The organism is Paenibacillus sp. FSL R5-0345 (assembly GCF_000758585.1).
In the GTDB taxonomy this organism is placed as follows: Bacteria; Bacillota; Bacilli; order Paenibacillales; family Paenibacillaceae; genus Paenibacillus_AQ.
Genome location: NZ_CP009281.1, coordinates 5,724,292 through 5,746,171, shown reverse-complemented (window position 1 = coordinate 5,746,171; position 21,880 = coordinate 5,724,292). Strand labels below are relative to the sequence as shown.

Genomic DNA, 21,880 nt, shown 5'->3' with positions numbered 1-21,880 from the left:
TTAGCCAGTATTTATCGTATTGAGGAAAATGGTAGCTTTACTTATCTAGGGGGACGATGAATCCGTCCAAAACCAGTCTTACCATAGATTTGAACCATTTTAGCCAATACGTTGTTCTTTCGTTCCAAAGCAGCTATCGTGATGTACCTGAGAGTCACTGGGCATACAAGACTATTCAAGAATTATCTGCTAAACAAATCGTGAAGGGACAATCTGAAGCTATGTTTAACCCATCGGGTTCCATCACAAGAGCAGAATATGCAGCTCTCCTCAGCAGAGCGCTTTTCTTAACTGCGAGTCGTCCGACTTCATTCAAAGATGTAGTCACTGGATCGTGGTATGAAGAGGCGGTCAATGCAACCTTTGAAGCAGGCATTATTCAAGGCGTATCCGAGGATCGTTTTGACCCGAATCAACAGATTACCCGCGAGGAAATGGCGACTATGCTGGTAAGAGCTTATGCATATCGTACGGGCGTTAAGCCGGAAGCAAGCACATTCCATGTGACTAATGACAGCTCTAAAGTTAGTTCTTGGGCAGTAACCTATGTACAAGGTGCGCTAGAAGCTAAGCTTCTGTCGGGTCATCAGGATAGTAACTTCCTTCCACAGGCGATGACAACCCGTGCCGAGGCAGCTCAGAGTATTTCAAATCTACTAGCAAAATTCTAGAACAGGATTTAAAGCTTTCCGCATGAAAAATCCCCTCAAGTTAGACAATGCCTTAGACTTCTTATCGAGGTCAAAGGTACTGTAAACTTTGAGGGGATTTATTCGTGTTATATGTTAAGATTTCATTTGGCTTCCGCAGGACTCGCGCACAACAAGTACTGGCTCCACAACAAATGAACCGCCACCTGACTGATTGTTAATCAAGTCATAGAGCATATGGGCAGCGAGGATACCAAGTCGTTGTTTGTTCTGACGGATGGTAGACAGTCTTGGTGTAGTATATTTGCAGGCTTCGATGTCATCACAGCCGATGATGGCGATGTCCTCAGGGACACGGAGGTCATGTTCTTTTAATGCACGGATGGCTCCTAAAGCCAGCAAATCAGAGGCAGCAAAAATGGCCTTTGGTAAACTGCCACTTTGTATTAATTGTTGCATAGCATCATAACCGCTGGGCTCAAAGAAATCGTCGCCATGTACAAACCAACGCCGGTTCAAGGGGAGACCGAAACTTTCGATAGCTTTGGTATATCCTGCTTCTCGTAGATTAGAAATTTCTGAATCCGCGGCACTTCCTATAAAACCAAGCTCCCTATAACCCAGAAGGTAAAAATGCTCCACGACCTTAGAGGATATTTGGAAGTTATCTGACATAACAAAGCCTGATTTCTTCCCTTTTAGTTCGAGATCTACCCCGATACAAGGAATACTGCTCATATCCAGATCGTGGATCGTCGGCTCCATCTTCTGTCCGGATATAATGACACAGCCATCTACATTAAAATGAACAGCACGCGCGAAGTAATCTCCGCTGCTAATAAATTTTTCGTTGGAAAAGAATATGAGATCGTATCCTAGTACACCCATTTGTTTCTTGAAGGAATTTAATACCTCAACGAAAAAAGGATGCGTAAATTCTACATTAAGCTCACCAGCGAAAATCACACCGATCAGATTCGATTTCTTGGTTGCAAGTGTTTTGGCGGAGTTGGATGGTGAATATCCTGTTTGCTCGATGATCTCCAGGACTCGTTGTTTGGTCTTTTCCGAAACATCGCTGTAATTATTCATAATTTTCGAAACAGTCGAGACAGAAACGCCTGCCATTTCGGCAATCATTTTGATATTCATATGTAGTATAAGCCACCCTCCGCTTAATAGTTGGAATATGGGGGAAAGACTGTAGTAGAGCGGTTATTTATGAGTTTTTTTGAATGGAATGAAGAGTAAAACAGTTATTTTAAGTCTATTCTTATTGCCGAAACAAGTCAAACGGATATTTTAATACTGAGATATATTCCGAAAAAATAATGTAAAAAAATTCAAATTATATCTTTACAAATATGGAAATCTAAGCAACAATAACATTGTCGAAACCGATTTCGATTCTTCGCTTGAATTACGAATATTACGAAATTCGAGGAGTGATGTTTAGGATGAAGAGGAATTTCACGGCAGCATTAGCTGCTATGCTCCTTGTCACCGGGCTGCTATCACCGGTTGGGAGCATGACTGCTTCAGCGGCAGAGGCATTAAGGGCAAACTCACCTGATTCAGCGGCAACGAAAGTGGGAAGTACAGCAATCGATGTGTTGAAAGCGTTTACGGATGTATCTCCAAGCCATTGGGCTGCAGGTCCATTACAGCGTTGGAGCGCAAATGGGATTATAAGTGGATATGACGATGGGTCGTTTCGACCGGGTAAGGAAGTCACAAAGGCAGAGTTCGCGGCTATTATGAATCGTATATTTAATTATCAGGAGCAATCGGATAAGCTTCCAGCGGATGTGCTGGCTACAGACTGGTATAAGAGTGATATTGCCAAAGGGATTACAGCTGGATATTTAAGCAGTGATAAGAATAACAATATTTATCCTTCACATGCGCTTTCGCGTGCTGAGGCGGCACTATCCTTGGAGAAAGTGTTTCGTTTCAATACGGACAAAAGTAGCACAGCAGCATTCACTGATTTGAACGGAGTCAGTGATGAAACTGCGAAAGCGATAGCAGCGCTATCTAGTGCTGGCTTTATTAAAGGTTATCCTGGAGGTTTGTTTAAGCCTGAGGGCGGAATTACACGTGCAGAGCTTGCTCAGCTTGCTGATCGAATGGTTTCGGGACTCATCTTAAAATCTGGAGAGACTTCGCTTGGAACAGTAAAGGGCAATGTAATCATTAATCATGCCGATGTGGTTCTTAAAGATACTGTCATCCAAGGCAATCTTTATTTAACGGAGGGGATTGCCGAAGGGAATGCGAAGCTTGAAGGTGTAAAGGTAACAGGAGCTACGTTTGTACGAGGTGGCGGCGAGCAGAGTATTGGTTTACACAATACTTCTCTTGGACCGCTCCAAGTAGCCAAGCCTAATGACAAGGTGCGAATTTATGCCAGCGGGTCAACAACTGTGGGTACTGTGCAGCTGCAATCCGGAGCTATCTTGGAAGAGAGCAGCGATCTTACGGGGGCAGGCTTTGGAGATCTTGTAATAAACGCTGTCCCTCACAATATCGTACTTCGCGGGGGATTTGCCACGGTTCGCTCGGGAGACTCAGCAGTCAGCGGTTCTTTGCTAAGAATCTCAGGAACTGTTGCCAGTCTTACGGTGGGCAGTTCAACGCAATTGACTCTGGAGAACAATGCACAGGTGGCCGCTTTAATCCTGACTGCGAGTGCTGGAGGCACTGCGATTCAAGGCAGCGGAAGCGTAACCTCAATAGATAACAAGGCCGATGGAGTAACGATTGGCGGTTCGCCAGTGAAAAAAGGAAACACTGGTAAAACGACGCTGCCAGTAGCAACTTCAAGCAGTTCTGGTAATGGAGGTCCAGCACCAAATAACGATCCATGGACGCTGGTTTGGGGAGATGAATTCAATGAAGGGACCATTGATCCTACGAAATGGACCTATGACCTTGGAGACGGCTCACAATTTAACAATCCAGGTTGGGGCAACAACGAGAAGCAATGGTATACAAGTGATGAGAAGAACGCAAAGGTACAGGATGGTAATCTAGTGATTACCGCACGTAAAGAAGCAGTAAGTGGCAAGGAGTACACTTCTTCGCGACTTAAAACGAAAGGCTTGTTCAGCAAGAAATATGGTAAATTTGAGATTCGGGCAAAAGCACCTACCGGAAAAGGATACTGGCCGGCGATTTGGATGCTGCCGGAGAACTACGAATACGGGACTTGGGCTTCCTCTGGAGAGCTTGATATTATGGAGGGTTGGGGCAGCCGTCCTAATACGGTAGCAGGCACTATTCATTACGGCGGCGAATGGCCTAACAATGTGTACTCTGGTAAAGAGTATGTGTTCCCGGAAGGCTCCACGATAGAACAATTCCATACGTACTCCATTGAGTGGGAACCGGGAGAAATTCGCTGGTATGTAGATGGTGAACTGTTCTTAACCAAAAATGACTGGTACAGCATCAGCAATGGCCAGCCTGCGAATAATGCTTATCCAGCACCGTTCAATCAGGAGTTCCACCTGCTGTTAAATCTGGCTGTTGGCGGCAACTTTGATGGTGATCCAACACCAGAAACCGTGTTTCCAAAATCAATGCAGGTTGATTATGTCAGAGTCTATGAACTGACAGGCCGTGAGTATCGTGAGCCGATGCCAATAACACTGGACAAGGAACCTTACTTGGAAGGCTCAAAGCTAGCACTTCCTGACGGCAACCTTGTCTATAACAAAAACTTCACGGAGCAGGTTCCAGGAGATGATGGGATGGGCATACCGAATACTTCACACTGGGTTTTGTTTAAAGAACCTGGTGCTGATGCTACAGTCTCCACGGTACCGATAGGGGGACAAAACTTCGTAAAGGTAAATATCAATAATGCTGGAGGAAATGCCTACTCCGTACAACCTCAAGCAATCGTATCCGTTGCTAAAGGCAGATTCTATAAGCTCAGCTTTGATGCGAAAACTGACGTATCACGTAATATTAGCGTTAAATTAACGGGGGGAGAATCACGTGGCTTTGCCGCTTATTCTCCAGCGCTTAAGGCAGAGCTGACTTCTGAAATGACTCATTACGAAACAATGTTTCAGATGAAGGAAAACTCTGATATTGCAGCACGAATAGAGTTCAACATGGGTACTAACGCTTCACCCGTTTGGTTAGGGAATGTTCGTCTGGAAGAAGTAGATAGTATTCCTTTTGATCATGATGGTGTGAAGACACCGCTCGGTAGCGGTAATCATCTGTACAATGGTACTTTTGATCTTGGAGAGGTAAATCGGATGAGCTATTGGCACGTAGAAACAGTCAATGGTGCAACGGCTAATGCTAATGTAAATGACAAAGGCAAGCTGAAACTACAGATTGGCGGTAGTGAAAGTGGTGAAGTTCGATTGCTTCAGAAGGGAATCCAGCTCATACAAGGTCAAGATTATGAACTTACTTTTAATGCTGGTGTATCCTCCGCTCGTACAGCCACAGTTCAGCTACTTGGAAAAGACGGCAGCGTACATGCGCAGCAATCGGTTAGCTTAGATCAAGGTGAACAAGAAATTAAAGCTGTCTTCACTAATCTTGCAGGTACAACAGACCATGAGGGACAATTCGTATTACTTCTGAATGGTGCTGCGGATACAGTCATCTTGGATAACTTCGAATTGCTGCGCACGAGCTTTTATTATGATCCATCGCTTGTCTACTACCCGCTGGTGAATGGGGAATTCAACGCCGGATTTAATGCCTGGGACCGCCTATTGACAGAACAGGGTGGACAGAGCAATGCTACCGCGGCAGAGGGTACAGCGAAATTTAACATTACGAACACAGGTAGTCAGCCATACTCCGTGATGTTATTTCAAAATAATTTGAAAGCTGCCAGTGGAATAGATTATGTGCTAGAGTTTGACGCCAGCTCAACTGTAGCCCGGAAAATCCAAGTGAATGTTGAGAATGCGTCTTATCAGGCTTCGTTTTCAAAAATTGTAGATCTTACACCAGCAACGAATCATTACAAATTCGAATTCCGTCAAGGCAGCAAGGACACCCTGTCTCTAAAATTTCTGCTTGGTAAAGTGGAGGGTGTTAGTATTGCCCAAAGCCATGATATTATCATCGATAATGTGAAATTTGAAATTAAAAATGCACCTGCCAAACCTCAGGAATTAAGTAGCGACAGTACGAATAATAGAGTGTCGCAGCCGATTGAGCTAACCTTCATAGACCATGAGGATTGGAGAAAGAAAATTGTTGCAGTGAAGGTTAATGCTGTAACTCTTGAATCTGAACAATACACCATTGAGCCTGGGAAAATCACCATCGATGCAGCAGTATTTCCAGACGAGGGCAGCTATGCAATCACAGTAGAAGCTGACCATTACGCAAATGGATATGTGCTTCAGACAATACTTGCTAACGATAACAATCTAGTCATAAATGGCTCGTTCGGCAGTGGGAAGACGGGTTGGTCTACATGGTCTGGAGAAGGCGGTGTTTCTGCGTTTGATGTGAAGGATGGCGTGGCAGAAATCTTGATTACGTCGGCAGGATGGGAGGCGTGGCATACACAATTTTACCAAGAGGCTATCCCACTGGAAGGAGGAAAAACGTATGAGGTGAGCTTTAAGGCGAAATCAACGGTTCCGCGGCAGATCATCCTAGAATACTCCAAAACTTCTGCAGCTTCCGTTCAGGCTAAGTTTGATATTACTGCCGATTGGGCCACTTATACAGCACAATTCACGGTATCGAACAGCAATCCGTTGCAGCTGAATTATCTGATCGGCAAAACGCTGGGCGCTGATCCTGCGGCTAACACTACGCCCCACACGATTTCTTTTGACGATATAGTGGTACGGGAGGTACAAGGTGGTCCGCCGGTGACGCCGCCAAGCGGCAAGCTGGACAATGGAAACTTTGGTGTGGATTCCAAAGGGTGGAGCCAGTATTTTGATGGAACTGGATCTGCTACTGTAAAAGAAGGGGAATTTGCAATAGACCTGACAGGCACAGGGCAAGCTGCCTATAGCGCACAAGTGGATTACGAAAATCTGAAGCTTGTTCAGGGAAAGACGTACACCTTGAAGTTTAAGGCCCGTTCTAGTGTAAACCGCAATATTCAGGTAGCTGTGGAGCATAAAGGCGGGGACTACACTAAATATATGGAAGCGGAGCTTATAGCTCTGACTCAGAACATGAAAGAATTCAGCTATACATTTACCATGAACGGTTCGACAGACGCAGGGGCTCATCTGGTATTTTTACTTGGGCTTATTGACGGGAACAGTTCGGAGACGAATAGTGAAATTAGTGCGGGCAGCACGATTTATTTGGATGATGTAAGCTTAATCGAAGGTTAAACGAAAAAAAACGGCAGTGTTTTCCTTTTTACAGGAGCACTGTCGTTTTTTTGCATGGAATTAAGATTCTTCTTTAGGGATAAATTCGAAGATCTTACCATTCTCAAAGGATTCAATTAATTTTAGCAACCAGCGGTAGTAATTAATGGATTCGGTAATCTTCTCTTCATCTGTATTTAAGAGCTGCATAAGTTTACTATCGTCACTATATTCTTTTTTCATATCGCTAATTTCTGCAAGTGATTTCGCTAGTGAGATCATATTTCCTTCAACGGCTTTTCTCCATTTAATAGAGAAGTAATCACTGAAGTTCTGATGCCAGTCAGGCACAGTGGTAAACAGGTCTTTGCGAGTCCCTCTCCCCCAAACTTTGTCGATCATTTTCAGATCTAGGAGGGTACGGACTCCCGTACTCATGGACGTCTTACTCATTCCCATTGTTTTGCTTAGTTCATCTAGTGTCACTGGACCTTGATTAAAATACATATAACCGTATAAATGCCCAATAGATAAAGTTATGCCGTATAGGTCCATATTTTTACCGATAGAGTCTATCACACGTTCACGTGTCTTACTAATCTTCTCTATTTGTTCGGGTGTTAACCCTTCTAAATCGTTCATGATGTCCCTCCTGAGGAATAGGTCGATAGACTGCTGCAACCTTATACAATGTATTGTAATCAAATCCCCCTCCATAAGTAAAGAAATCATGAAGAAAGGAATTTGGTGTAAAACAGAGTATGCTATACGTAAAGTACGTAAAGTTAAAACTGTACACTAAATTTTATCCGAATATGGTGTTTGCATGAATTTTCAATAGTCCGGTACACTACTATAAGTGAACTAAACCCGGATATATCTTCGGGAGAAGGAGGACAGCATGGCTATTATAGAGGTGAAAAAGCTAACCAAAGTATTCGGTCATGATGCGGGACGGGCGATTCCATTATTAGAGCAAGGGTGGTCGAAGGAAAAGATCGCTCAGGAATTGAAGTTGACGGTCGGAGTCAACAAAGCCGAATTCAGCATTGAAGAAGGAGAAATATTCGTAATTATGGGGTTGTCCGGCAGCGGTAAGTCAACGTTGGTTCGTTTGTTGAACCGTTTGATTGAGCCTACAGGGGGACAAGTTCTTTTTAAAGGAAAAGACGTCGTTAAAATGAACCCGGAGGAGCTGCGTCAATTTCGGCGCAAGAACATCGGCATGGTGTTTCAGAAGTTCGCATTGTTTCCACATCGGACGGTACTGGAGAATGCGGAATACGGACTTGAGGTTCAGGGCGTAGATAAAAAGAAGAGAACTGAACGGGCCATGGAGGCATTGCATTTAGTTGGTCTGAAGGGCTGGGAGAATCATCGCCCGGATCAACTTAGCGGAGGAATGCAGCAACGTGTGGGACTAGCTAGAGGACTGGCTAATGACCCTGATATCCTGCTCATGGATGAAGCATTTAGTGCACTGGATCCGCTTATTCGAAAAGACATGCAGCAGGAGCTGTTGGAATTGCAGTCCAGAGTGAAGAAGACGATTGTGTTCATCACTCATGATCTAGACGAAGCTTTGCGGATTGGTGATCGGATTGCACTGATGAAGGACGGAGTTATCGTTCAGATTGGTACACCGGAAGAGATTCTCATCCAACCTGCCAATAAATATGTAGAGCGTTTCGTGGAGGATGTGGACTTGTCCAAGGTGTTGACTGCAGCGCATGTGATGCGGCAACCGGAAACGGTTAGACCTGAGCGCGGACCTCGTGTAGCACTTCAATTGATGCGAGACAGCGGCATATTCAGCCTGTATGTGGTAGACAAAGAAAATAAGCTCCTGGGAGTTATTACAGCTGAGGATGCGGCACAGGCACTAAAAGATAATAAGTCCATCTTAGAGGTTACGCGGCGGGAGATTCCTCGTGTACATCCAGAAACGCTGCTTAATGATTTCTTTGAGCTAATATCTGAAACACATTTACCTGTAGCCGTCGTAGATGAAGCGGATAGATTAAAAGGCATTGTGATTAAGGGAGCCGTTCTTTCCGCACTCGCGGGTAACGCGGTACCGGAAGGAGAAGGATCATAATGGACATTCCAAAACTGCCTTTAGGAAAGGCACTCGAGTGGTTGGAAAACTGGCTAACGACGTATTGCGGTCCCTTGTTCGATTTTATCGCTACGATTATTGGCGGGATGGTTTCTGCGATTGAAGGTGCGCTCACGTTCCTGCCTGCATTAGTGCTTATCGTACTTATTGCAGCGTTGTCTTATTGGATTGGGAAATGGCGCATGGCTTTATTTGCGGTAATTGGACTGCTCTTAATCGATAATCTCGGATTATGGGGACCATCGATGCAGTCTTTAGCCCTTGTTCTAACCGCCTCGATATTGGCTGTGTTGATTGGCGTACCGATTGGTATTTTATGTGCGCAGCGGAATGCAGTTAGAAACACAGTTACGCCAATTTTGGACTTTATGCAGACGATGCCGGCGTTTGTGTATTTATTACCAGCGGTATCGTTTTTCTCGCTTGGCGTAGTTCCAGGTGTAATTGCATCGATCATCTTTGCGATCCCACCGACAATTCGTTTAACCAATCTCGGTATTCGTCAGGTTTCAGAGGAGCTAGTAGAAGCAGCGGATGCTTTCGGTTCAACACCTACTCAGAAACTGGTTAAATTGCAGCTGCCGATCGCGCTGCCAACGATTATGGCAGGTGTCAATCAGACGATTATGTTGTCACTCTCGATGGTTGTCATCTCATCTATGATTGGTGCGCAAGGTGTAGGTGCTTATGTATACCGTGCGGTATCGCAGGCTAAGACAGGAGATGGGTTCGAGGCGGGGATTGCTATCGTTATTATAGCTATTCTACTCGACCGCTTAACGCAAAACGCACTAAAACCAAAACAGAGATAGGGGTTTTGAATAAATATGAAGAAAAAAAATATAGGTATATTCCTGTTAGTGGTCATGATGATCACTGTTATTGCTGGATGTTCATCCACTAGTAAAGAGAAGGTAAAACTGGCTTATGTGGCATGGGATTCAGAAATCGCAAGTACTTATGTAGTGAAAGAAGTACTTGAAACTAAGCTTGGAGCTACTGTTGAAATGCTGCAGGTGGATGCTGGCCCAATGTGGGCAGGGGTTGCTGACGGTAGTGCGGATGCGATGGTTGCTGCTTGGCTACCAAGCACACATGCAGCATATTTAGAGAAGTATGGTTCGAAAATCGAAGATTTAGGTGCTAATTTGAACGGCACTAAAGTGGGTTTGGCTGTTCCGGCGTACATGGATATCAATTCTATTGAAGACTTGAAGAACAGTGAGCTGGCAGGTAAACTGAACAATCGAATTATTGGGATTGAGCCGGGTGCGGGTATTATGACGACAACTGAAAAGGCCATAGCGGAATATGGTCTTAGTGATTACACGCTCCTAGAAAGTTCATCTGCAGCGATGGCTCAGGAGCTACAAAAAGCCTATGACAATAACGAGCCTATTGTTGTAACGGGTTGGACCCCACACTGGATGTTCGCCAATATGGATCTGAAATATCTGGAAGATCCAAAAGGCGTATATGGTGCGGATGAGCAAATTCATACGATGGTTCGCCAAGGTCTGAAAGATGACATGCCGAATGTCTATAAGTTCTTGGATCAATTCGAGTGGACTGCTGAAGATATGGCAAAAGTAATGGTTGAGGTACAAGGCGGAAAGTCACCAGAGGAAGCTGCTAAGACTTGGGTGGAGAACAACCCAGATAAAGTGAATGCATGGATTCAAGGTGTGGAATTGTAAGTAGATAGAATTCTGTGGTATGATGTGAAGAATCAATGGATTACAAAAGTGTAACTTGTACGCTAACCACTGTTCTTTACAAATGCACTTCATAAGCAAACTCATTCAATAAAACACCCCGGAAGGGGTGTTTTTCTTGAGAATATAAGGAAAGTAATATATATATTTTTCTTATATTTTAATGCTTACACTTATGCTTTAGCGAAGTAAATCAGGAGGCAGCTGCTGCAAGGAGTCAAGAGAGGAGACTGCTTCATGACAGAGACCATAAATACCTGGATAGATTGGCTGTTGCAAACACTTGGCCTTAGTGGACCCTCTATTTTATTTGTGACGGTTCCGTTGGCGCTTTTGCAGAGTATATTAGGATTCTTTCCATTCGTAATTTTGATTGTCCTCCATGTGTCTGTCTTTAACGTTGTTGGAGGCATGTTAATCAGTTGGCTGGCTTGTAACTTAGGTGGTATACTGATGTACTTCCTTATTCGGCGTTACCTGTACAATTGGTTTGATCGAAAATGGAGATCTAAGCTGAAACGTTATGACAAATGGCAACGGTACTTGGATCGTTATGGAATCTGGACTTTGGTGCTTCTACGTACGATTCCCATTATTCCGAACAATGTGATCAATTTTATGTCGGCTGTTTCACCGATTAAAGCATCATCTTTTATTTGGGGAACAGTGCTTGGAAATCTGTCTTACATTTGGCTATTCGGTACGATTGGATCAAGCTTAATTGTCCCTAGGGAAGAATGGAACGGTTATCTTACTTGGTATGCCGTGTTTATCGCTGTTCTAATCGGTATCTTTGTACGGCGGCACTGGGATCATCTGCAGGAAGATAAGCGGAGTAGAATGCACTAATTTTATATGTTCAATTTATCTTCAAATGAACGAAGAACGTTTCTTTGGCATTGTCCGCCGGAGGGAACGTTCTTCTTTTTTGTCTTCTTTCCGAATACCTTAAACTAAGTGGAGGTGGCTTGACCTCTACGTAAGGTGGGAGGGACTATCGCAATGGGGAGATTAAGAAAATGGGGGAACCGAGGGCTAAGATTACCTGATCTAGGTCAGCTTCGGCTGCCAAAAATAAATGGGGGCGGGGCGCCGAGGTTCTCTGGAAGAAGCTCCGCGTTCAAGTCAAAACCTAGTAGGGCAGCGGCAAGACCACAGAGTTCACGCTTTGAAGCTAAACGAAGTAGAAGTCATATGAGATCGTCCAGTAGGTCAGAGAGAAAGATGACCGTTTCTGGTGGAAACACGCGTAAGCCAAGAAGCCGGCGCAAATTTTGGTTGATTGCATCCTTGGTATTGATTGTGCTTGTGCTACAAGCACTGCGATACGTGGAACTGCACATGAAGCCACCTATCTTGCATTTAGCGCAAATTCGTGTGAAGCAAATCGCAACAGAGTCGATAAATAAGGCGATTACTTCACAAGTAGCGAATGGAGGAAATGCGGAGGAACTGATTGATTGGAAGACCGATAAGAACGGGAAAATATCAGGCTTTATGCTGAACTATGCGGAGCATATGCGTATTACTTCGCAAGCGGCAGAGGTAATCCAGACCACGTTGCAGGATTTGCATAATCAGACAGAATATATTCCGCTCGGTCAGGCACTAGGTAGTCCTCTCATCGCCTCTTATGGACCTGATATCCCGATCAAGATTGAACCGCAAGGTGCTGTGAAGGTTGAACTCAGCACTCGCCAGCAAAATGCCGGAATCAATATGATTTTAGTCGAGGTCTATATCCATATTGTTACGGAGGTCGCGGTGGTTATTCCTTTTGATATGGAACCCCAAGTGGTGGATACGGAAATTCCTGTGTCTTATCTGATGGTCGTCGGAGACGTGCCAATGTATTACTACGATAATCAGGGTCAGCCAGTCGGAGCTAATGGCAGCAGTGCCCCGGGAATTGCTATTCCCGCACCTTCTGTAAGCGGAGATAAAAATGGAGTATCAGATCAGAGCAAGGATGCCACTGGGAATAGTAAAGAGAATAGCAATCCATCGCCAGCTTCATCCAATTCCTCGAATACGGGTGCAACTCATACAGAAGAAGGCGACAAAGGTGTAAATGCAGGGAATTAAGGGATATCATACTTCACGGCTCATAGACTATAGGTAGAGCAGCTTTAAAAAAATGGAGTGTGAGTCCTGATGTCACATGAATCGCTGAATGTGGAACGCTTGGCGGGGAGATATGGTTTCCTAGAACGTGCCGGACTTCTCCCCTTGCCTAGTCATGACGGGATTTCTATTGTAGTTGAGCTTAGCCGTATGGAATGTGCCACGGTCTGTTTGCCCTTGCTGCTGCTTCATTCAGGAGCCGATGTGCGTATTATTGCTGTTTCAATGACCCCCGATTTCCCCATGGAGGTATTAGCAGGACAGTTCTCACCGGAGGAGCCAGTGATCTTCCTACCCTATGAGAAGGAGGAGTATATGCCTAACCTAGCTCTGGCCCATATCGAGACCGATTTTGCTGTTCTGGTTGAAGATTCGATAATGGTATCTCCGGGCTGGTTAAGTGAGTTACTGTGGACTCACTTTGATGATGCTTCTGTTAGAGTCATTGCCCCGCGTTCTTCTACCGAGAGGGGGGAAGGGAAGAAACGGCTTCACTTTGGTACTCATCATGAATTTGCCGAGCATGTAAGCTACAGTCTTGGGCGGTATCAAGGAGAATGGCGCGAGATGGAAGTGCTAACCGGATCTTGTCTTCTATTCACTAAGGAATTGATTCAGCGAATTGGCGGCTTTGACACTTCGCTTCAAGCGCGGCATCTCATGATAGCTGACTGGTGTCTTAGAGCGCGGCAGATTGGAGCGAAACTGGCTCTGAGTGAAGCTGTGTATGTTCATGCTATTCAGTCACTGGATAGATACCTGAGAAATAAGGACGAATCTAAACAGACGGATGGCTGGCAGACATACTACAAGAAATGGGCACTTGAAAGCGGGGGAGAGAACGAAGGACATTTAGTACCGCCTGCTGAATCCTTAAAAATTCCTCAGCCGGTTATACCATTGGGCAGGCTACCCTTAGCTTCTCCTTTGGTAACGGCCATAGTGTATGGTGATGAAGCTTGGGATTTTGATGAGCTGAAGGAGCAATGGATAGCTGCACGGGAGCAGCAGAGCTACAAGCATATTCGCTGGATTTGGATCAGAGACACTTTGGTGGACGCTGCTCCTGAGTTTCCGGCTAGTGAACATGATGTAGTGATTACAGTTCGCGGTGAGGACGCATGGCTACGGGCATTAAAGAACGCAGCTGCATTATATGAGAGTGAGATCATTCTGTATTTGTCCACTTCTATCCATTATGAGAAACGTTATATTGAGCGGGTGGTGAAGGCCATAACCCAAGGCTCCGCTGATCTGATCGTAAGTTTATCGACTGAAATGGAGGAAGCTGGGGTTCATTTGCTTGCAGGGGGAGATTCGGCGCTCACTCTACCACTTGAACGTGTTGCTTACAAAGGAGGGATTGTGCCAGGGATGATTAGCAATAGGAAGTTTACTTCCCGTCAATTGCTGCTTCACCCTAATGCCTCTCTGGTAACAGGCTATATTGGGGATTTGTCCGATTCCAAGGAGGCACACCCATGAAATATCTAATTCTAAGCGGAGGTTCTTGGGAGGATTACGAATATAAAAGATTGCTAGAGCTTCTTCCCGACCGGGAAGAGGTCTGCTTTGTTGGACGGATGACTCTTGAGCAGCAGACTAATAGCCAGATCCAGGCAGTTGCAGCTGTAAATATTTATTCTCTGAACATGAAGCATTACACGATTCTTGTCTCTTCTCCTTATTGGCTTTCAGAGGTTCTCTCCTTGCAGGCAGCCTATGTAGTGGCCCTGCTAGAACGTTGTCCGGAAGAAGAAAATAAGTGGTTATGGGAAAAATACAGCGGTTTGCTAGGCGCAAAGGCCGACCTTGCAGCCACCCGATCCGAGCGAATATATCTAGAGCAGAGCCTACGCAGGGAAGGTGTAATCTATCTCGGCGGGGATCAACAGGAATCCTACGGAGTTACCTTTCAGGGAGATCGGCTGTATTTTCTCACGGATTATGAGGTGCTGTGGAGGAAGGCCATAGTGAACTTGTGGCAGGATTCATCTATGTCATCTGCTGATTGGATTACTATGCAGCTTGAGTTGCGGGCGGACTATTACATTTCCATGTGTGCTAAGTTACCCAGTCAACCTGTTGTACATTACTTGGCAGCTTCCTATCTCTACTTGTTGGGGGATGCCGCAGCTAACCGTTATCTGGCGCAGTCCTTTGAGCTCATGGTGTTATATGAATATTTAGATTGTCTTCATTCGCATTTCCGTTTTTTTTCGGCTATAGAGGGTAAGACGGGGGATTTGGAAACAGCCGTTCAACAGTACACGATTACTGCGTTTACTGCTGAGGAGAAGCTGGAGGCGGAAAGGCTGCTGGGCTGGCTTCACTCTGGGCAGTACGAACTTGTTCGAGCAGAGCTGTTCCGCTTGAATGAGGATGAGGCTGCGGCAATACGGATTTTAAGCTCGCTTCCTACCTCAGAGGCAAAGCTGTTATTGATTCGAAATTATATTCGGACCTTCCAATGGGAAAAAGCACTAGAGCTTCAGCAAGAATTAGAGGGAAGTGTTGATGGGGTTATAGATGGCACAATACACTTGCTACATGGCAGAAGACATGAGGCTATACGCAGCTTCTTGAATGCGGCAGGGCAAGACAATCAGGCATGGCCGCTGTTATCAGAGATGGCGGATCTAGAAGAGGCTATAAGACGATTGAAAAGGAGAGTGGAGGGATGAGTCATAGATGGCCTCTCCGCAAAACAGCAGGTAACCGCTTGACGGCTATGATGCAGGTTCGAAATGAAGCAGGCAGATATCTGGAGCAGGTGCTTGAAGAACTAAGCGAGTTCGTGGATGATATTGTGATTGTAGATGATGGAAGTACAGATAATACAGCACAGCTTTGTCGTTCTTTTGCCAAGGTTACGAAGCTTGTGACACTGGAAACCTCCTTATTTAATCGTGAGTGGCAGTTAAGGCAGACGTTATGGAATTTGGCAGTATCTACGAATCCGGATTGGCTCCTGTCTGTGGACGCTGATGAATTCTATGAAGAGGCAGCCAAACGGGAGATGAGACGGCTGATTGATCAGGATGTGTATGACTGGGTATCTTTCCGGCTATTTGATTTCTGGGGGGGCACCACCCATTATCGTGAAGATGAACATTGGAATATCCATACGAAGCATACTCGTACACTTGTCCGATATTTGCCGAATTTTCATTACTTTTTCCCTAAAATGGATCATCATGTGCCTAGGCTCCCGCTTTCCTACTCTGTATTGCCGGGCTTTCTTGCCGAATTACGTGTGAAGCATTATGGGTGGGCTGTTTCGCCGGAAGAGCTTCATCGTAAATATTCGCGTTATCTGGAGCTTGATCCAGAAGGGCGTTGGGGGAGTCTGGAGCAATACCAGTCCATTCTAGATGAGCAGCCCCATTTGGTTGAATGGAAGGAAGAGCTCTGAAATCCGAATCTGCCAGTTGATTAAATCTGACTGGCAGATCTGACAAGGAGCCCCCATGGGATTTGACCTGTAGTTATTCCATGGGGATAAGCTTTTGCCGCGAGTATGAGCTTGTAGTAGGAGAGACCCACTGCAGCGGTAGTTCCCCCGATCTTGCGCAAAGCCATTTCATCTAATAGGGCGATCTTTGGCGTTTCCCCACAGGAGCAAGCTATTGCCATGTATAATAGCCATTCGGCGCAGTCCGTCGAGGTATTATATTGAGGGTTTTGACTAACGTAGATCCAGCACCACTGTTTCTTTACGGGGATAGGAGCTTCAAGCAATCCATAGTATAGGGACTGCGGCAGCTTGCACCATTGAAAGGAAGAACTGCCTGATTGTCGATAAAGCGTTAATACACTATCCCAAGCGCCGACCTGAAGCAGCAATTGTATAGCATAGCTCAGTTCAGGAAGAGAGGGCTTAATGCCAGAAAGACCTGTTAAAATATGATGAATCGATAACATCTCCGGTCTGTATGGCAATATGGAGACAAGCCACTGCATGGCTGATTCAGTATCTCCAGCACGGCAAGACAAGGCCCAGAGATAACCGAGTATAGATGAACGTTCGGATAGGACAGATGGATCGTGAAGCAGCTGTTCCAGCGGTGCGAGTGTGTGATAGCCGTCTTGCTGTTGTGTACATACAAGGTAAGTTTGCACAATGGTTTGAACGGCAAGCGGCAGCTGTGAAGCAATAGAGAGCGTGTTCAACCATTCAAAGTCACGAGCATTGAGCGCTGCAGGCACAAGGTAACCTAAGGTAATCGGTGATAGGGCATGAATATGACAGCGGGTCAATGCGATCAAACTTAACCGCTCTCCAGAGAGCAGACTTAGCGGGACAAGCTGTTTCCACGCATCCGTATAATTTGGTTTGAATTGTATAGCGGCCTCGTAGTGTTTCCGCGCGTTTAAATATAGAAATAACTTCTCGCACACTCTGCCTGCCAGTAGTTTTGTTCGATATGTTCCGCTTCCCGAAGAAGAAGGATATCGATATGCTGTATCTCCGCTCTTCAGCGCTTGCTGCAGGAAGTGTCTAGCTTTACCGAGCTGATTTTGTTCGAGTAACAAAGCGGCATAGCCTTCTAATAAATCAGTGAAGTCGGGAAACAATAAGCTCCCCGCATGAAAGATCTCTTCAGATTCCTGCTGCCTGTTACATCGTTGTAACGCATAGGCAGTCTTTAGATAAATATCGGAGGCATACCCGGATTGGGTCGGAACATCAGCAAGCAATGGGAGAAGTACATCTGCCGCTGCATGATATTGTTCCTGTTGATAATACTCTGCCCCTAGTGCATAACGAAGAATTAGATGGTTCGGTTGAAGCTGCAGACCACTGTTGATGAGAGCTAAATTACGCTGGTATTTTTTTTTGCGCTGTAATTCATCCTCTAAATAACCATAGTGATAAATATGCAATTCAGCAAAAGCTATCTCCCCCTCAGAAAGCTCCCAAATGCTGCTAGCTGTTTCCTCATGAATGATTCCACGAAAGATGATTCTTTTATCGTTTCTGAACAAGCGACAGACATGATCGGTAACAAAATCCGCTTCAGGGGCATCACCGATATAGTGGATAATGGGCAGCCAATAACCGTGAATATGCGCTGCGCCCAGCAGGTGCTGGAGCTGCTCCTTGTTCCAATGACCTACAGCCTCATCTGCATCAAGTACCAGAATCCAGGGGGAAGTTGCATGCTTCAGACTTAGATTTCGTGCTTTCGAAAAATCATTCTCCCAAGGCATATCGATAAGCTTTGCACCAAACTTAAGCGCGATGTCTTTGCTATTATCCTCAGACCCGGTATCCACGATGATAATTTCGGACACGATCCCTTGCACAGAGGACAGGCATTTCTCCAGATAGTTCGCCTCATTCTTAACGATCATACAAAGTGTAATATCGGGGGTGGTCATGGGAAACATCCCTCCTATTCTGAAACTTTGGGAAACGGAAGAGCGAGGCGTACTCTTTTGACCGCTGGAGAGTAGATAGCTGAAGAGGACAGTGAAGCAAGCAGACGATCAGCTGACAAAATCTGTGAACGTCCCTGTTGAGAAGCTTGAGTAAAGGCTGCTTCTTTAGCTATGGGTTGCTCCATGGTATTTATCAGCTGTGCGGCTGCTTCGTTACATCCCTCACTCTGTAACAATTCTAGGAGAATCCTGTTCTTAGTCAGTGTGTAATCTGTTAGATGAGCGTGGAACCAACCATAGATCTCACTGTCGCGACCTGCACACTTCATGGCTCTCAGCAGCCGTGCAATGACGGGAGTCGGTTCGGGATGAAGCTGTGCGGTTTTGGTGTAACAAGCAATGGCTTCGGTCTCATCACCCATCTCTTCACATAATTGACCCAGCATATAATAGGTTAAATATGAACCGAATCCAGCCTCAGTATGGTAGCCGGGAGGAGCAGCTCCGATGACCAGCGCTTGTAGCAACGCTACTTTGGCTTCTGCAAAGGCACCTAATTGTAAGAGTAGAGCCCCTTTGATATGAGCTAAGTCTGGATAATCTGGATGTGCGTTAATTCCACGATCACAGGCTGCAAGTGCCCCAGGGTAATCTTTTAATTCTGCAAGCGAGCGAATTTCATATTTGTGCAGCAGGTGGATGTAACTTGTATCAGGCGGTGCCTCTTCTAGTGCTTGTTGGATATGTTTTAGAGCAGGTTGATACTCTCCAAGACGCATATACTCCACGGCCATATTAAAATGGTGAAAAGGATCCTTAGGATTTAGCCTTAGCTGTTCTTGTAGCAGCTCGACATTTCGTTTGATTTTATCCTTTTTGACCACTACCCCTTCTGCGTAACCATAATGATGGATGATTATGGTGGTCAAATGCATCGGTGCCTGGGGGGTAGCTGTTATGATGGCCTCAGCAATCTGTTCGTGGATGATCCCGCTAAAACGGTACTTAGGGCGATTACGGAACATCCGAATAATCGGGTTGACGGTGATCGTCTGTGAAGCGGCGGTTAGCCCTTTATGATTATGAATGCGTAGAAAAAACGCTTCGTACTCCATATGCTCAGCGCAAAGCAGCAGTTCTCCTTTGCTCTCCTCACTCAGTTCCTCATCTCCGTCTAGAACGAGAATCCATTGTCCATGGGCCTGCTGAAGACCTGCGTTGCGGGCAGCGGCAAAGTCGCCGCTCCAAGGGTGGTGTATGACGTTAGCACCGAAGCTAAGAGCAATTTGAACGGTAGAGTCGGTGGATCCGGTATCGACTACAATGATCTCATCAACGACTCCGCGTACGCTTTTTAAACATTGACTCAAGTGGTCTCCTTCGTTCTTAACGATCATACATAAGGAAATTAACGGCTTTTTTCTTGAACGGTTCATAGGGATGACCTCCCTTCGCTCTGAAGGAAGCTCCACTTTGTGTGCCAAGGTGTACGATTCAGCAAGAAAATCGATTTACGAATAGCTCTGATATCTTCCTGCAACGGGCCATGAACAGGGGGATCGTTTAAGCTTTGTAGAGCATCCTCCATACTCAGCTTCGCTTGCTGAAGGTAACAGAGGGATAAGCCGATCCTTGCGGATTCATGCTCAGGCTCTTGTTCCAGTGCTTGCTGAAACCATTCACTGGCTTCGGAATAATGCCCTTTGTCAAAGATCATCTCACCAATATAAAAAAGCACGCTTGCATCGGCGGTCTTATCACGAACAAGTACAATAAATTCCTCTCCTGCGGCCTGCCAATTCCCTTCTTTATATAATGCTGTGGCAAATTCAGATCGATAAGCAGGGAACAGGTCTACTAAAGTATGACTAAGTGTGAGCTGATGCAGCTTTACGGATTGCCCGATGAGGTCTGAAAGGAGTGAGGCATATAAGTGATCTACCTCTATTTCTATTGGACATGCCTCTTGTTGTCGTTGGCATCGTGCAATGTATTCCAGTCCAGAACGAAGTTCACCTGATGTATGAATGAGCAGGTCGTTTTTGAATTCCCCAAATTGCTCCCATTGGCAAATGGCCCAAAGGGTATACCACTGCTTTTGATACTCTGAACTATGGTTACCTTGGGAAGCAAGTGAGATCATCTGTCTTATAGCCGTACATGCTTCTTCCAGTTTACCGGTGATGATGAGTGAAGAGATGATCCCTTTTGCAGTATCCAATTCCAATGGAAAAACATCTCGGGATAAGGTGCTAATAGTCTCATAAGCATTTATCTGATATAAACTGTCGATGATCGCGGATCTACTGGCTGGAGTTGTTGGCGGGACGAGTTGGATCAGTAATGTGGCTATTTCCTCATCGGGTACAGCTAGGTGTTGAAAAGCAGCAGCTATCCCCTGCAAGGCGGGCGTATATAAAGCATGGTGTTGAAGTGCACGATGAAAAAACCTCGCAGCATCTTCCTGAAGTCCAAGCCGCTGTGAAATTAAACCCATATGGTATAGCGGACGAAAGGTGCTCATTCCTTGCTCACATACATATTTTTCGCTAAGTCCCTCATGTTCAGGAATGGACTCTGCACGTTGATAGGCTAATAGCGCACGCTCCAAAAGTCCCTGGCGCTCCAAAGATTGACCTAACAAAAAATGCAGATCAGGATAGTCGTCATAACGCTCCAGTTCCACCATGAGTAAGGGATCAATCGCAATTGTTTTTCCTTGAGCATGATAAATTTTACAGAGATCTCTAATCATCGTAGGTCGATAGGAGGCTTCAAGTTCTACATGCTGGAGCGTTTGACGAAGCAAGGTCTCCGCTTCCTGAAGTTGACCGTCCTGGCAGTAGTTTACTGACAAATTGTAGGAGTGGAATGGGTCTGCTGGATATTCGGATAAAGCTAATTGCAGCAGGTGCCTATTTCGGTTGATTTTATCTTTTCGTGCCATGATTTCAGGCAAATATCCAAAATGAATAATTTCAAGCTGACTGTGTTCAATCGCTGAGAGGTTATGTTTGCTTAGGATTGAAGTATCAATGCCCTCATGAATTCTTCCACTATAACGATAACCCTGTCCATTTCGGAATAAGCGAACAGCACTGTGCTTTACCTTATCTTCGGGTAGTACGCCTACCCAATTATCAATGTTTACTGTAAAAGCCTGAGCTTGTGTGTTCTGCAGGAGGCTGCGAAGTTCTGTAAGTGGGTTTCGCAGGCACTCATCGGCATCTAGGACTAGAATCCAATTCGTTGAGGCATGAACGAGCCCTTCATTACGAGCTGCAGCAAAATCATCTGTCCAATCGCGTTGGAAGACTCTAGCCCCGTGTGCTTCGGCTATAGCTATGGATTCGTCGGTAGAACCCGTATCGATCATCACAATTTCGTCAACACCAGCTACGCTTGCGAGACAGTGGGACAGGAGATCAGCTTCATCTTTTACGATGAGGTGGACGCCAAGCGTAATATTATTCACGGTTGTTCCTCCTTGGAAGGCATTATGTGTTTGTTGCACATATGTAGATCTGCTGTAATATAAACGATTTTCGGCGTCCTTATAGT

15 protein-coding genes are annotated in these 21,880 nt (G+C 45.4%); 10 read left to right on the top strand and 5 right to left on the bottom strand.

The features are described 5' to 3' along the window. Positions 1-56 precede the first annotated feature (56 nt). A complete protein-coding gene (locus R50345_RS25260) occupies positions 57-671 on the top strand; it encodes an S-layer homology domain-containing protein (RefSeq protein WP_042130947.1) in 615 nt (204 codons plus the stop codon). Positions 672-785: 114 nt separating this feature from the next. On the opposite strand, the gene R50345_RS25255 is transcribed toward R50345_RS25260, so the two are convergent. Next, on the bottom strand, positions 786-1,802 hold the full coding sequence (locus R50345_RS25255) for a LacI family DNA-binding transcriptional regulator (protein ID WP_042130946.1): 1,017 nt from the start codon (positions 1,800-1,802) through the stop codon (positions 786-788). A gap of 305 nt (positions 1,803-2,107) precedes the next feature. Here R50345_RS25255 and R50345_RS30520 point away from each other — a divergent pair, with 305 nt between their 5' ends. Beyond that, on the top strand, positions 2,108-6,997 hold the full coding sequence (locus tag R50345_RS30520; protein ID WP_052414735.1) for a carbohydrate binding domain-containing protein: 4,890 nt from the start codon (positions 2,108-2,110) through the stop codon (positions 6,995-6,997). A 60-nt stretch (positions 6,998-7,057) separates the two neighbouring features. Here the strand turns inward: R50345_RS30520 and R50345_RS25245 are convergent, their stop codons facing one another. Next, positions 7,058-7,618, bottom strand: a complete 561-nt coding sequence (locus R50345_RS25245; RefSeq protein WP_042130945.1) for a GbsR/MarR family transcriptional regulator — start codon at positions 7,616-7,618, stop codon at positions 7,058-7,060. A gap of 259 nt (positions 7,619-7,877) precedes the next feature. Here R50345_RS25245 and R50345_RS25240 point away from each other — a divergent pair, with 259 nt between their 5' ends. The 8 genes from R50345_RS25240 to R50345_RS25205 all read left to right on the top strand — a co-directional run bounded on the left by R50345_RS25240 (position 7,878) and on the right by R50345_RS25205 (position 16,349). Continuing rightward, positions 7,878-9,074, top strand: a complete 1,197-nt coding sequence (locus tag R50345_RS25240; RefSeq protein ID WP_042130944.1) for a quaternary amine ABC transporter ATP-binding protein — start codon at positions 7,878-7,880, stop codon at positions 9,072-9,074. Then, complete coding sequence (locus R50345_RS25235; protein WP_042130943.1) at positions 9,074-9,907, top strand: ABC transporter permease; 834 nt, start codon at positions 9,074-9,076, stop codon at positions 9,905-9,907. The genes R50345_RS25240 and R50345_RS25235 overlap by 1 nt, the downstream gene beginning before the upstream one ends. A gap of 15 nt (positions 9,908-9,922) precedes the next feature. Beyond that, positions 9,923-10,792 carry a glycine betaine ABC transporter substrate-binding protein gene (locus tag R50345_RS25230; protein WP_042130942.1) on the top strand — a complete coding sequence of 290 codons (870 nt, stop codon included), beginning with the start codon at positions 9,923-9,925 and terminating at the stop codon, positions 10,790-10,792. 255 nt (positions 10,793-11,047) lie between these two features. Continuing rightward, positions 11,048-11,659 (top strand): TVP38/TMEM64 family protein, encoded by a 612-nt coding sequence (locus R50345_RS25225; RefSeq protein WP_042130941.1) that lies wholly within the window; start codon positions 11,048-11,050, stop codon positions 11,657-11,659. A gap of 375 nt (positions 11,660-12,034) precedes the next feature. Next, on the top strand, positions 12,035-12,895 hold the full coding sequence (gene yunB, locus R50345_RS25220; RefSeq protein WP_042130940.1) for a sporulation protein YunB: 861 nt from the start codon (positions 12,035-12,037) through the stop codon (positions 12,893-12,895). 69 nt (positions 12,896-12,964) lie between these two features. Further along, positions 12,965-14,419, top strand: coding sequence for a glycosyltransferase family 2 protein (locus R50345_RS25215; protein ID WP_042130939.1), 1,455 nt, complete (start codon positions 12,965-12,967; stop codon positions 14,417-14,419). Next, complete coding sequence (locus R50345_RS25210; protein ID WP_042130938.1) at positions 14,416-15,618, top strand: hypothetical protein; 1,203 nt, start codon at positions 14,416-14,418, stop codon at positions 15,616-15,618. Before R50345_RS25215 ends, R50345_RS25210 begins: the two co-directional genes overlap by 4 nt. Next, positions 15,615-16,349: a glycosyltransferase gene (locus R50345_RS25205; RefSeq protein WP_042130937.1), complete on the top strand. Its 735-nt coding sequence runs from the start codon at positions 15,615-15,617 to the stop codon at positions 16,347-16,349. The genes R50345_RS25210 and R50345_RS25205 overlap by 4 nt, the downstream gene beginning before the upstream one ends. Before the next feature lie 20 nt (positions 16,350-16,369). Here the strand turns inward: R50345_RS25205 and R50345_RS30515 are convergent, their stop codons facing one another. Genes R50345_RS30515 through R50345_RS25190 form a run of 3 tightly spaced genes read right to left on the bottom strand, consistent with a single transcriptional unit; the run spans position 16,370 to position 21,794 of the window. Then, complete coding sequence (locus tag R50345_RS30515) at positions 16,370-18,292, bottom strand: glycosyltransferase (protein ID WP_231573928.1); 1,923 nt, start codon at positions 18,290-18,292, stop codon at positions 16,370-16,372. A 41-nt stretch (positions 18,293-18,333) separates the two neighbouring features. Then, a complete protein-coding gene (locus R50345_RS25195) occupies positions 18,334-19,755 on the bottom strand; it encodes a tetratricopeptide repeat-containing glycosyltransferase family 2 protein (protein ID WP_042130936.1) in 1,422 nt (473 codons plus the stop codon). Next, positions 19,752-21,794 (bottom strand): glycosyltransferase family 2 protein, encoded by a 2,043-nt coding sequence (locus R50345_RS25190; RefSeq protein ID WP_042130935.1) that lies wholly within the window; start codon positions 21,792-21,794, stop codon positions 19,752-19,754. Before R50345_RS25190 ends, R50345_RS25195 begins: the two co-directional genes overlap by 4 nt. Between the last annotated feature and the right edge of the window lie 86 nt (positions 21,795-21,880).

Coding starts and splice junctions, on each gene's coding strand:
- R50345_RS25260 (WP_042130947.1), top strand. CDS start 57: ATGAATCCGTCCAAAACCAGTCTTACCATAGATTTGAACCATTTTAGC.
- R50345_RS25205 (WP_042130937.1), top strand. CDS start 15,615: ATGAGTCATAGATGGCCTCTCCGCAAAACAGCAGGTAACCGCTTGACG.
- R50345_RS25235 (WP_042130943.1), top strand. CDS start 9,074: ATGGACATTCCAAAACTGCCTTTAGGAAAGGCACTCGAGTGGTTGGAA.
- R50345_RS25225 (WP_042130941.1), top strand. CDS start 11,048: ATGACAGAGACCATAAATACCTGGATAGATTGGCTGTTGCAAACACTT.
- R50345_RS25195 (WP_042130936.1), bottom strand. CDS start 19,755: ATGAACCGTTCAAGAAAAAAGCCGTTAATTTCCTTATGTATGATCGTT.
- yunB (WP_042130940.1), top strand. CDS start 12,035: ATGACCGTTTCTGGTGGAAACACGCGTAAGCCAAGAAGCCGGCGCAAA.
- R50345_RS25255 (WP_042130946.1), bottom strand. CDS start 1,802: ATGAATATCAAAATGATTGCCGAAATGGCAGGCGTTTCTGTCTCGACT.
- R50345_RS30515 (WP_231573928.1), bottom strand. CDS start 18,292: ATGATCGTTAAGAATGAGGCGAACTATCTGGAGAAATGCCTGTCCTCT.
- R50345_RS25210 (WP_042130938.1), top strand. CDS start 14,416: ATGAAATATCTAATTCTAAGCGGAGGTTCTTGGGAGGATTACGAATAT.
- R50345_RS25230 (WP_042130942.1), top strand. CDS start 9,923: ATGAAGAAAAAAAATATAGGTATATTCCTGTTAGTGGTCATGATGATC.
- R50345_RS25215 (WP_042130939.1), top strand. CDS start 12,965: ATGTCACATGAATCGCTGAATGTGGAACGCTTGGCGGGGAGATATGGT.
- R50345_RS30520 (WP_052414735.1), top strand. CDS start 2,108: ATGAAGAGGAATTTCACGGCAGCATTAGCTGCTATGCTCCTTGTCACC.
- R50345_RS25245 (WP_042130945.1), bottom strand. CDS start 7,618: ATGAACGATTTAGAAGGGTTAACACCCGAACAAATAGAGAAGATTAGT.
- R50345_RS25240 (WP_042130944.1), top strand. CDS start 7,878: ATGGCTATTATAGAGGTGAAAAAGCTAACCAAAGTATTCGGTCATGAT.